Origin of the sequence: uncultured Azohydromonas sp. (genome assembly GCF_937926365.1) — a bacterium.
Lineage (GTDB): Bacteria > Pseudomonadota > Gammaproteobacteria > Burkholderiales > Burkholderiaceae_C > Azohydromonas.
In genome coordinates, this window is sequence record NZ_CALAOH010000173.1 from 1 (window position 1) to 11,829 (window position 11,829).

Sequence of the window (11,829 nt, forward strand, 5' to 3'; positions counted from 1 at the left end):
AGCAGTTCCTGAAGTCGATCAAGCGCACGGGCTTCGGCCCGAACCTGTTCGACGAATGGCGCTACCTCGACCACGGCGAGCCGGGCCAGGACCCGGCCGAGCGCAAGCCCAACCCCGATTTCGTGCTCAACCAGCCGCGCTACGCCGGCGCGTCGATCCTGCTGGCGCGTCGCAACTTCGGCTGCGGCTCCAGCCGCGAGCACGCGCCCTGGGCGCTGGAGCAGTTCGGCTTCCGCGCGCTGATCGCGCCGAGCTTCGCCGACATCTTCTTCAACAACTGCTTCAAGAACGGGCTGCTGCCGGTGGTGCTGCCGGAGCACGAGGTGGACAAGCTGTTCGACGACGTGGCGGCGTTCCCGGGCTTTCAGCTCACCATCGACCTGCCGCGCCAGCGCGTGGTGCGCCCCGACGGCACCGAGCTCGAATTCGACGTGCAGCCCTTCCGCAAGTACTGCCTGGTCAACGGCTTCGACGACATCGGCCTGACGCTGCGCCACGCCGAGAAGATCGCCCGCTTCGAGGGCGAGCGCCTGGCCCGCATGCCCTGGCTGGGCAACGCCGGCCGCTGATCACGAATCCCCATCTGGAGAAGAGAACATGAAGATTGCAGTGCTGCCGGGCGACGGCATCGGCACCGAGATCGTGGCCGAGGCCGTGAAGGTCCTCAATGTGCTGGAGCTGCCGCTGGAGCTGGAAGAGGCGGTGGTGGGCGGCGCGGCCTACGAGGCCAAGGGCCATCCGCTGCCGGACTCGACGCTGCAGCTGGCCAAGGACGCCGACGCGGTGCTCTTCGGCGCCGTGGGCGACTGGAAGTTCGACAAGCTGGAGCGCGCGCTGCGCCCCGAGCAGGCGATCCTGGGCCTGCGCAAGCACCTGGGCTTGTTCGCCAACCTGCGCCCGGCGCTGTGCTACGAGCAGCTCACGCACGCATCGAGCCTCAAGCCCGAGCTGGTGGCGGGGCTGGACATCCTGATCATTCGCGAGCTCACCGGCGACATCTACTTCGGCCAGCCGCGCGGCCGCCGCACGGCCGTGGACGGCCACTTCCCCGGCGCCGAGGAAGCCTTCGACACCATGCGCTACTCGCGCCCGGAGATCGAGCGCATCGCGCACGTGGCCTTCCAGGCCGCGCGCCGGCGTGGCAAGAAAGTCACCAGCGTGGACAAGGCCAACGTGCTGGAAACCTTCCAGTTCTGGAAGGACATCGTGACCGAGGTGCATGCCCAGTATCCCGACGTGGAGCTGGAGCACATGTACGTGGACAACGCCGCGATGCAGCTGGTCAAGGCGCCCAAGAAGTTCGACGTGGTCGTCACCGGCAACATGTTCGGCGACATCCTCTCCGACGAGGCGGCGATGCTCACCGGTTCCATCGGCATGCTGCCGTCGGCCTCGCTGGACGCGAACAACAAGGGGCTTTACGAGCCCAGCCATGGCAGCGCGCCGGACATTGCCGGTAAGGGTGTTGCAAACCCCCTGGCTACAATCCTGTCCGCAGCCATGATGCTCCGTTACACCCTTGCCCAACCCGAAGCCGCCGACCGCATCGAATCGGCGGTGCGCGCCGTGCTGGCCGCGGGTCTGCGCACGCCCGACATCTACAGCGAAGGCACCCGCAAGGTGGGCACGCGCGAGATGGGCGACGCCGTGGTGGCGGCCATCACCGGCAAAACGATTACGGGCTGATTCAGCTCCGGTTCGTCTCGCCCATCCCCTGGACCCCGGCGAACGAGCCGGGAAAGCTGGGGTCCGGGAAGCAGTAATTTCAAAGGATTGACGATGGCACTCGTGGGATTGGTGGGCTGGCGCGGCATGGTCGGCTCGGTGCTGATGGAGCGCATGCGCGCCGAAGGCGACTTCGAGCTGATCGAGCCGCTGTTCTTCTCCACGTCCAACGCCGGCGGCAACGCCCCGGCCATGGCGAAGAACGAAACCAAGCTGCAGAACGCGTTCGACATCGACGCGCTCAAGCGTTGCGACATCATCCTCACCGCCCAGGGCGGCGACTACACCAGCGAGGTCTATCCCAAGCTGCGCGCCGCGGGCTGGAACGGCCACTGGATCGATGCGGCCTCGACGCTGCGCATGAAGGACGACGCCGTCATCGTGCTGGACCCGGTGAACCTGCCCGTGATCAAGGACGCGCTGGCCAAGGGCGGGCGCAACTGGGTCGGCGGCAACTGCACCGTGAGCTGCATGCTCATGGGCGTGGGCGCGCTGTACAAGGCCGGCCTGGTCGAGTGGATGAGCACCCAGACCTACCAGGCCGCTTCCGGCGGCGGCGCGCAGCACATGCGCGAGCTGCTGACGCAGTTCGGCACGCTCAACCATGAAGTGCGCGACCTGCTGGCCGACCCGACCAGCGCGATCCTGGAGATCGACCGCCGCGTCATCGAGAAGCAGCGCACGCTGGAAGACGCCGAGAAGGCCAATTTCGGCGTGCCGCTGGGCGGCTCGCTGATCCCCTGGATCGACAAGGATCTCGGCAATGGCATGTCGCGCGAGGAGTGGAAGGGCATGGCCGAGACCAACAAGATCCTCGGCCAGGGCGAGGGCTTCAACAGTCCCGCGGTGCCCGTGGACGGGTTCTGTGTCCGCATCGGTGCCATGCGCTGCCACAGCCAGGCGCTGACCTTCAAGCTCAAGAAGGACGTGCCGCTGGCCGACATCGAGGCCATGATCGCCGCCGACAACCAGTGGGTGAAGGTGGTGCCCAACAACCGCGAGGCCACCATCCGCGACCTCACGCCGGTGGCCGTGACGGGCACGCTGACCATCCCGGTGGGCCGGCTGCGCAAGCTGGCGATGGGCCCGGAGTACCTGGGTGCCTTCACCATCGGCGACCAGCTGCTGTGGGGCGCGGCCGAGCCGCTGCGCCGCATGCTGCGCCTGCTGATCGAGAATCGATAAAAAGCAAACAAGCTAGCGCGCCGGCCGCGCCGCGCTGTATTCCTTGCGGACCTTGGCGCGCTGCGGGCGGCAGCTACGGCGCCGCCTTGGCTATGTAAGGGGAGAGGCCTTGAGGATCAGCTCGAAGAAAGCGACCCGTGCGGCGCTGCGGCATTCGGCCGTGGCCGCGCTCGGCTTGGCGGTCTGCGGCAGTGCCTGGGCGCTGAGCTTGGGACGTATCGTGCTGCACTCGGGACTTGGCGAGCCGCTGCGCGCGGAGGTGGAGATCGGCGCCATCAGTCCCGAGGAGGCGGACAGCCTGTCCGCCGCCATCGCGCCGGCCGAGGCCTACCGCCGCTCCGGCGTGAGCCTCAGTCCCTCACTGGCCGAGGCGCGGGTCAGCCTGGTGCAGCGCTCCGACGGGCGGCAGGTACTGCGCATCAGCAGCCTGCAGCCGGTGCAGGACGAGTTCCTCGACCTGATCCTGGAAATCAACTGGGCCAGCGGCGCGCTCACGCGCGAGTACACGCTGCTGTTCGAGGCGCCCAAGACCGTGGCGCAGGAGCCGGCGCCCGCGGCGGCGGCGCCGCTGCTGGGCGCCGCGCCCACGCCCTCGCTGCCGGCTGTGCCGGGCACGCCGGCCAAGGCAGTGGCACCGGAGCCGGTGCCTGCGCCCCGGACGCCCGCCGTGGCCAAGGCGCCTTCCGATCGCTACACCGTGCACCGGGGCGACACCCTCTCCGGCGTGGCGGCGCGCATGGCGCGCCCGGGCGTGTCGTTGGACCAGATGCTGGTGGCGCTGTACCGCAGCAATCCGCATGCGTTCATCAACAAGAACATGAACCTGCTGCGCGCCGATGCCGTGCTGCGTCTGCCCAGCTCGCAGGAAGCGGCGCAGGTGGCGCGCACCGAGGCGCGCCAGATCGTGCGCATGCAGAGCGCCGATTTCGAGGCCTACCGCGAGCGGCTGGCCGGCAGGGCGCCGGCGGCCCGGATGGAGGAGTCGGCGCGGCGCTCCAGCGGCGCCGTGGAGGCGGCGGTCGAGGACCGGCAGACCGCGCCCATCGCGCCGGACCGGCTGCGGCTGTCGCGCGCACCGAACTCGTCCTCGGAAGCGGCCCTGTCGCGTGAGGCCGAGCGCCGCGATCAGGCGCAGCGCGTGGCCGAGCTCTCGCGCAACGTGGAAGAGCTGCGGCGGCTGGCCGCGAATTCGTCCAATGCGGCGGCGGCAGCAGCAACCGAGGCGGCGTCCGCGGTCAACGCACTGGGCTTGCCGGTGCCGGGTGCCCCGGCCGCCTCGGCGCCCACGGTGCCGTCCATGTCCGCGTCCGACGCCGCCATGTCCATCGTGCCGGATCTGGCGGCATCCGCCGCGGCAGCGGCCGCATCCGAGCCGGGCGCAATGGACGCGGCCTCGGCCGTGGACGAGGCCGCTGCGGCAGCGGCGGCGCTGGCTGCCGCCTCCGCGGCTTCGGCCGTGGAACTGCCACCGACGCCGGCGCAGCCGGAGGCCGCGAACGGCCTGTCGTCGCTGGCGCGCAACTGGTGGATGGGCCTGGCTGGCGTGCTGGGCGCGCTGGTAGTGGGTGGCGCGGGCGTGATGCTGCTGCGCAAGCGCAGGAAGGCGGTCGCGGAAACCTCGTTCCTGGAGAGCCGGCTGCAGCCCGATTCCTTCTTTGGCAGCCACAGCGCCCAGCCCGCGGGCACGCGCGACTCGGCCCAGCCGGCCGCGTCCGAGCAGTACTCGCTGAGCCAGCTCGATGCCATCGGCGACGTCGACCCGGTGGCCGAGGCCGATGTGTACCTGGCCTACGGCCGCGACCTGCAAGCCGAGGAGATCCTCAAGGAGGCGATGCGCAGCAACCCGCAGCGCCTGTCCATCCGCACCAAGCTGCTGGAGGTCTACGCCAAGCGGCAGGACGTCAAGGCCTTCGAGCTGCTGGCGCAGCAGCTGCAGCAGATCACGCAGGGCCAGGGCGAGGACTGGGCCCGGGCGCGCGAGCTGGGACAACAGATCGACCCGGGCAACGCGCTCTACGACGAGGCCGCCGCGGCTGCCAAGCGCGCCCCGGACACGATGTCGCCCTCGACCTGGCCGGAGGACATTGCGGCACCCGCACCCGCACCCGCACCGGCTCCTGCGCCGCCGGCCGAGCGGCTGGACCTCGACCTGGACCAGCTCGCCACCGCGCCGGCGCAGTCACTGGGGCGGACGCAGCCCGTGGTGACAAACCTGGAGCGGCCGGAGTCTTCCCCGGCGCCGGTGCCTGTCGTTGTGCCGGCGGTAGCCGCCGTGGCGGCGACCGCGGCTGCGGTGTCCTCGGCCGCGGCCGAGGGCCGGCCCACGACGGAGTTGCAGCCCGAGGACGACGACACGGTGTCGTTGGACTTCGGGCCGTCCGCGCTGCCGCGCGTACCCGCGCCGGCGGTGCCGTCCGAAGGTGCGCCCGCGCTGCCCTTCGACCTCGACTCGCTGTCGCTGGACTTGGACGAGCCCTCCACGGCCTCGGTGCTCAGCGAGCTCAACCTCTCGGGCTTCGACGAGGAGGAGGCCGACCCGCTGCAGCGCAAGCTGGACCTGGCCGAGGAGTTCCGCCAGATCGGCGAGAACGACGCCGCGCGCGACCTGCTACAGGAGGTCGTGGCCAAAGCCAGCGGCGACGTGAAGACGCGTGCCCAGAGCATGCTTGACAGCCTTGTCTGAACGGCCCGAGGAAGTGCCCGGCACCGCGGTGCCGCCCGCGCTGCGCCGCATCGCGCTGGGCGTGAGCTACCGCGGCGGCCACTACCACGGCTGGCAGAGCCAACCCGATGGGCTGACGGTGCAGGACAAGCTGGAGCAGGCGCTCTCGGCTTTCGCCGCCATGCCGGTGAGCACCGTCTGCGCCGGGCGCACCGATGCCGGCGTGCATGGCATCAACCAGGTCGTGCACCTGGACACGCCGCTGCAGCGCGAGGAGTTCTCGTGGGTGCGCGGCGTCAATCGCTACCTGCCGGGCGATATCGCGGTGCAGTGGTGCCGCCCGGTCGCGCCGGATTTCCACGCCCGCAACAGCGCGCGCGGGCGCCGCTACCGCTACGTGCTGCTGGAGTCGCCGGTGCGCCCGGCGCTGGAGAGCGGGCAGGTGGGCTGGACCTTCCGCCCGCTGGCGTTGGAGCCCATGCGGGAGGCGGCGGCGCAGCTGCTGGGCGAGCACGATTTCAGCGCCTTCCGCGCCGCGGGCTGCCAGGCGCTGTCGCCGGTGAAGACGCTGCGCCACATCGGTATCGAGCGCCGGGGTGCGTACTGGCGCTTCGACTTTGAGGCCAGCGCTTTCCTGCACCACATGGTGCGCAACATCATGGGCTGCCTGGTGGCGGTGGGGCAGGGAACGCGGTCGGCGGCGTGGATGGGCGTGGTGCTCGAATCGCGCCGGCGCGAAATCGCCGCACCGACCTTCGCCCCTGACGGGCTGTACTTCGTGGGCCCGCACTACGATGCGCGCCACGCCATTCCCGACCATGTCCCGGCACTGGACTGGCTGTCCTGACGCCGGGAGCCTTCATCCATGAGTCACCGTACCCGCATCAAGATCTGCGGCCTCACGCGCGAGGCCGACCTGGACGCCGCCGTGGCGGCCGGGGCCGACGCCATCGGCCTCGTGCTCTACGAGCGCAGCCCGCGCTACGTCAATGTGCAGCGCGCGGCCGAGCTGGCACGGCGGCTGCCGCCCTTCGTGCTGCCGGTGTGCCTGTTCGTCAACGCCACGCCGGTGTTCATCGACGAGGTGCTGCAGGCCATCCCGAACGCGCTGCTGCAGTTCCACGGCGACGAGACGCCACAGCAGTGCGCGGCGGCCAACCGGCCATTCCTGCGCGCGGCCAGGGTTTCCCCAGGGGTCGATTTGTTAGACTTCGCCCGGCAGTACCCGCACGCCCAGGGGCTGCTCCTCGACGCGCATGTCGAAGGCTACGGCGGCGGTGGCAAGGTCTTCGATTGGTCCCTCATCCCTCCCGCGCTCCCCGCTCCGGTCGTTTTGTCTGGTGGGTTGAGTGCTGCCAACGTGACCGATGGCGTGCTTCGCGTACGGCCTTGGGCCGTTGACGTGAGCTCCGGTGTGGAAGCGGCCAAGGGCATCAAGGATGCCGCGCTGATGCACCGGTTCTGCGAGGCGGTGCGTGCGGCCGACGCCCAGTTGGCCGCCATCTGAAGCACTGGCTTCGCCTGCCAGCCTGAAATATCCCTCTGATGTTGAACTACGACCAACCCGATGCCTCCGGGCATTTCGGCCCCTATGGCGGTACCTTCGTCGCTGAGACGCTGATCCATGCGCTCGACGAGCTCAAGGCGGCCTGGGACCGTTACAAGGCCGATCCGGAGTTCCTGGCCGAATTCCAGAACGAGCTGGCCCACTTCGTGGGCCGTCCCAGCCCCGTCTACCACGCCGCGCGGCTGTCGCGCGAGATCGGCGGTGCGCAGATCCATCTCAAGCGCGAGGACCTGAACCACACCGGCGCGCACAAGGTGAACAACACCATCGGCCAGGCGCTGCTGGCCAAGCGCATGGGCAAGCCGCGCGTGATCGCCGAGACCGGCGCCGGCCAGCATGGCGTGGCCACCGCCACCATCTGCGCCCGTTACGGGCTGGAGTGCGTGGTGTACATGGGCGCGGAGGACGTCAAGCGCCAGAGCCCGAACGTGTATCGCATGCACCTGCTGGGCGCGAAGGTGGTGCCGGTGGAATCGGGCTCGCGCACCCTGAAGGACGCGCTCAACGAGGCGCTGCGCGACTGGGTGACCAACGTCGAGAACACCTTCTACATCATCGGCACCGTGGCGGGCCCGCACCCGTACCCGGCGATGGTGCGGGACTTTCAGCGCGTCATCGGCGACGAGTGCCTGGTGCAGATGCCGCAGCAGATCGGCCGCCAGCCCGATGCCGTGATCGCCTGCGTGGGCGGCGGCAGCAACGCCATGGGCATCTTCTATCCCTACATCCCGCACGAGGGCACGCGCCTCATCGGCGTGGAAGCGGCGGGGCAGGGCCTGGACAGCGGCAAGCACTCGGCCTCGCTGCAGATGGGCTCGCCGGGCGTGCTGCACGGCAACCGTACGTACCTGCTGCAGGACGCCAACGGCCAGATCACCGAGACGCACTCGGTGTCGGCCGGCCTGGACTACCCCGGCGTCGGCCCAGAGCACGCGTACCTGAAGGACATCGGCCGCGCGGAGTACGTGGGCATTACCGACGACGAGGCACTGGCCGCTTTCCACCGGCTGTGCCGCACGGAGGGGATCATCCCGGCGCTGGAGTCCAGCCACGCGGTGGCCTATGCCATGAAGCTGGCCGCCACGATGCGGCCGGACCAGCACCTGCTGGTCAACCTTTCCGGGCGCGGCGACAAGGACATCGGCACGGTGGCCGACCTCTCCGGCGCGGCCTTCTACTGCCGTCCATCCTGTCAGGGCCAAAAGGTGAAGCAATGAGCAAGGGCTCTGTCCGTATCGCCGCCACCTTCGAGCGGCTCAAGTCGCAGGGCCGCAAGGCGCTGATTCCCTACGTCACCGCGGGCGACCCCTACGCCGACGTGACTCCTGCGCTGATGCGCGCGCTGGCTGACGGCGGCGCCGACGTGATCGAGCTGGGCGTGCCCTTTTCCGACCCGATGGCCGACGGCCCGGTGATCCAGCAGGCGGCCGAGCGCGCACTGGGCAAGGGCATTGGCATGACGCAGGTGCTGGACATCGTGCGTGACTTCCGCCGCAGCGACGACGTCACGCCCGTGGTGCTCATGGGCTACGCCAACCCGGTGGAGCGCTACGGCGTGGAGCGCTTCGTCGCCGATGCCAAGGCCGCGGGTGTGGACGGGGTGCTGATCGTCGATTACCCGCCCGAGGAGTGCGAAGCCTTCGCGGCGCAGTTGCAGGCCGCGGGCATGGACCCGATCTTCCTGCTGGCGCCTACCTCCACTGAGGCGCGCATGGCACATGTGGGGCGCATCGCCAGCGGCTACGTCTACTACGTGTCGCTCAAGGGCGTCACCGGTGCCGGGCACCTGGACACCAGCGCGGTGGCGGCGATGGTGCCGCGCATCCGCGCGCACGTGAGCGTACCCGTAGGCGTGGGTTTTGGTATTCGCGACGCCGCCTCAGCGCGCGCCGTCGGTGAGGTTGCCGACGCCGTCGTCATCGGGTCGCGCTTGGTGCAGCTGCTGCAGGGGCAGCCCAGGGACGAAGTGGTGGCCACGGGCCGCCGATTCATGGCCGAGATTCGCGCCGCCCTCGACGGCGTGGCGCAAGGAGCGCATGCATGAGCTGGCTTGAGAAACTGCTGCCCCCGAAGATCCAGCCGACCGATCCGTCGGAGCGGCGCACCATCCCCGAGGGGCTGTGGATCAAGTGCCCCTCGTGCGAGACGGTGCTTTACAAGACCGACCTGGAGCAGAACGTCAACGTCTGCCCCAAGTGCGACCACCACCACCGCATCGGCGCGCGCGCCCGGCTGGACGCGTTCCTGGACCATGAAGGGCGCTACGAGATCGGCCAGGAGGTCATCCCGGTCGACGCGCTGAAGTTCAAGGACAGCAGGAAGTACCCCGAGCGGCTGAAGCAGGCGCTGGACCAGACGGGCGAAACCGACGCGCTGGTCGTGATCGGCGGCTCGGTGATGAGCGTGCCGCTGGTGGTGGCGTGCTTTGAGTTCGACTTCATGGGCGGCTCCATGGGCTCGGTGGTGGGCGAGCGCTTCGTGCGCGGCGTGGAAACCGCCATCGAGCAGAAGGTGCCCTTCGTGTGCTTCACCGCCACGGGTGGCGCGCGCATGCAGGAAGGCCTGCTGAGCCTGATGCAGATGGCCAAGACCAACGCGGCGCTGACGCGGCTGGCCAAGGCCAAGCTGCCCTACATCAGCGTGCTGACCGACCCGACCATGGGCGGCGTATCGGCGGGCTTCGCCTTCGTGGGCGACATCGTGATCGCCGAGCCCAAGGCGCTGATCGGCTTCGCGGGCCCGCGCGTGATCGAGAACACGGTGCGCGAGAAGCTGCCCGAAGGATTCCAGCGCTCGGAGTTCCTGCTGAAAAAGGGGGCGCTGGACATGATCGTGGACCGGCGCCAGCTGCGCACCACCATCGCCCACGCCCTGGCCATGCTGCAGCGCCAGAGCGCCGACGCCGTCGCCTGATCCGCCAACTTTTCCCGCGAGGCCGGCTCCGCGCCGGCCTTTTTGCTGCCTCTTAAGCTCACGCTCATGACCACCCCCCGCACGCTCGACGACTGGCTGGCCCACTGCGAGGCCCTGCACCCCAGGAGCATCGACATGACGCTGGAGCGCGTGGCCGCGGTACGCGACCGGCTGGGGCTGCGCTTTTCCGTGCCCGTGATCAGCGTGGCCGGCACCAATGGCAAGGGGTCGAGCTGCGCGATGCTCGAAGCCATCGCGCTGGCCGCGGGTTACCGGGTGGGGCTCTACAGCAAGCCGCATCTGGTGCACTTCGAGGAGCGCTGCCGGATCGACGGCCGGATGATCGACGCCGAGGCATTGCTGCCCCACTTCGAGGCGGTGGAGGCGGCGCGGCAGGGCACGACGCTGACCTACTTCGAGTTCACCACGCTGGCGATCCTGCGGGCGCTGTCCGAGGCGCCGCTGGACGTGGTGATCCTGGAGGTCGGCCTGGGCGGGCGGCTGGATGCGGTCAATGCCATCGACGCCGATTGCGCGCTGATCACCAGCATCGCAGTGGACCACACCGACTACCTGGGGCCGGACCGCGAGAGCATCGGGCGCGAGAAGGCCGGCATCCTGCGCGCGGGCCGTCCGGCGGTGGTGAGCGATCCGCAGCCGCCGCAGAGCGTGCTCGACGCGGCGGCAGCGCTGGGCGTGGACCTGCGCGTGGCCGGGCGCGACTTCAGCCAGGCCGGCGACCGCCAGCAGTGGCAATGGAAGGGGCGCGAGCGGCGCTTCCACGGCCTGGCCTATCCGGCGCTGCGCGGGGCCAACCAACTGCTCAACGCTTCCGGCGTGCTGGCGGTGTTCGAGGCGATGCACGCGCAGCTACCCATCAGCGCGCAGGCGGTGCGCCAGGGGCTGGCGCTGGTGGACCTGCCGGGGCGCTTCCAGATCGTGCCGGGCCAGCCGGTGCTGGTGCTGGACGTGGCGCACAACCCGCAGTCCGTGGCGGCGCTGGCGCTGAATCTGGACCAGATGGGGTTCTATCCGCGCACGCACGCCGTCTTCGGCGCCATGCAGGACAAAGATCTGGCCGGCGCCCTGGCGCACATGGCGCCGCTGGTGGACAGCTGGCATCTGGCGGCGCTGCCCACGCCGCGCGCGGCGGAGCCCGAGGCGCTGCGTGCGCTGGTGGAGGCCGCCGCCAAGGGGCGCGCGGTGAGCGTCCATACCCATGCCGATCCGGCCGCGGCGCTGGCGGCTGCCCTCGGAGCCGCGGACCCGGCTGATAGAATCGTGGTCTTTGGTTCGTTCTACACCGTCGGCGGTGTGCTCAAGAACGGGCTGCCGCGCCTGGGTGCGTCCCACGTCGGCTGAAGTCTCGGAACCTTCTTTTTCATTGGGCGCACGCCCACTCCCAGCTTCGGCATGCCCCTGTTTTCCTTCCTGCAACGCAACACTTCCGCTTCCCGGGAGCCGGTGGGCATGGCTTCGCCGGCGGAACAGGTGCAGGCCGCCCGGGTGCGGGCGCGCCGTCGCCTCATCGGCGCGGTGGTGCTGCTTGGTGTGGGCATCGTCGGTTTCCCGCTGCTGTTCGAAACCCAGCCGCGGCCGTTGCCGGTGGAAGTGAGCATCGAGATCCCGCGCAAGGAGGGCGGGGCGCCGGTGGTGCTGCCCTCGCGCATGGCGCCGGCGACGTCGGCGGCGACGATCACCGAGTCCGCCGCCGATGCCGGGCGCGAGGTGCCGCCGCCGGCCGCGCCCGCAGTGGCTCCGGTGCCGGCGCGGCCGC

The 11,829-nt window shown here is 70.0% G+C and carries 10 protein-coding genes and 1 pseudogene; all 11 read left to right on the top strand.

Translation table 11 applies throughout. The features are described 5' to 3' along the window. On the top strand, positions 1-569 hold a 569-nt coding region (gene leuD, locus Q0741_RS18425; protein ID WP_298234650.1), incomplete at its 5' end, for a 3-isopropylmalate dehydratase small subunit. A 28-nt stretch (positions 570-597) separates the two neighbouring features. After that, positions 598-1,686 carry a 3-isopropylmalate dehydrogenase gene (leuB, locus tag Q0741_RS18430; RefSeq protein ID WP_298234651.1) on the top strand — a complete coding sequence of 363 codons (1,089 nt, stop codon included), beginning with the start codon at positions 598-600 and terminating at the stop codon, positions 1,684-1,686. Between the two features lie 93 nt (positions 1,687-1,779). Then, entirely contained in the window at positions 1,780-2,910 is a 1,131-nt protein-coding gene (asd, locus tag Q0741_RS18435; RefSeq protein WP_298234652.1) for an aspartate-semialdehyde dehydrogenase, read from the top strand. Between the two features lie 109 nt (positions 2,911-3,019). Continuing rightward, positions 3,020-5,593 (top strand): FimV/HubP family polar landmark protein, encoded by a 2,574-nt coding sequence (locus Q0741_RS18440; protein ID WP_298234653.1) that lies wholly within the window; start codon positions 3,020-3,022, stop codon positions 5,591-5,593. Beyond that, positions 5,586-6,419, top strand: a complete 834-nt coding sequence (gene truA, locus Q0741_RS18445; protein ID WP_298234654.1) for a tRNA pseudouridine(38-40) synthase TruA — start codon at positions 5,586-5,588, stop codon at positions 6,417-6,419. Before Q0741_RS18440 ends, truA begins: the two co-directional genes overlap by 8 nt. An 18-nt stretch (positions 6,420-6,437) precedes the next feature. Further along, positions 6,438-7,079, top strand: coding sequence for a phosphoribosylanthranilate isomerase (locus Q0741_RS18450; protein WP_298234655.1), 642 nt, complete (start codon positions 6,438-6,440; stop codon positions 7,077-7,079). A gap of 38 nt (positions 7,080-7,117) precedes the next feature. Beyond that, complete coding sequence (trpB, locus tag Q0741_RS18455) at positions 7,118-8,356, top strand: tryptophan synthase subunit beta (RefSeq protein ID WP_298234656.1); 1,239 nt, start codon at positions 7,118-7,120, stop codon at positions 8,354-8,356. Beyond that, positions 8,353-9,183, top strand: coding sequence for a tryptophan synthase subunit alpha (gene trpA / locus Q0741_RS18460; protein WP_298234657.1), 831 nt, complete (start codon positions 8,353-8,355; stop codon positions 9,181-9,183). Before trpB ends, trpA begins: the two co-directional genes overlap by 4 nt. Continuing rightward, a complete protein-coding gene (accD, locus tag Q0741_RS18465) occupies positions 9,180-10,052 on the top strand; it encodes an acetyl-CoA carboxylase, carboxyltransferase subunit beta (RefSeq protein WP_298234658.1) in 873 nt (290 codons plus the stop codon). Before trpA ends, accD begins: the two co-directional genes overlap by 4 nt. Positions 10,053-10,118: 66 nt before the next feature. After that, positions 10,119-11,414: a bifunctional tetrahydrofolate synthase/dihydrofolate synthase gene (gene folC, locus Q0741_RS18470; protein WP_298234659.1), complete on the top strand. Its 1,296-nt coding sequence runs from the start codon at positions 10,119-10,121 to the stop codon at positions 11,412-11,414. A 51-nt stretch (positions 11,415-11,465) separates the two neighbouring features. Next, positions 11,466-11,829: pseudogene (locus Q0741_RS18475) on the top strand (SPOR domain-containing protein); the annotation flags it as partial.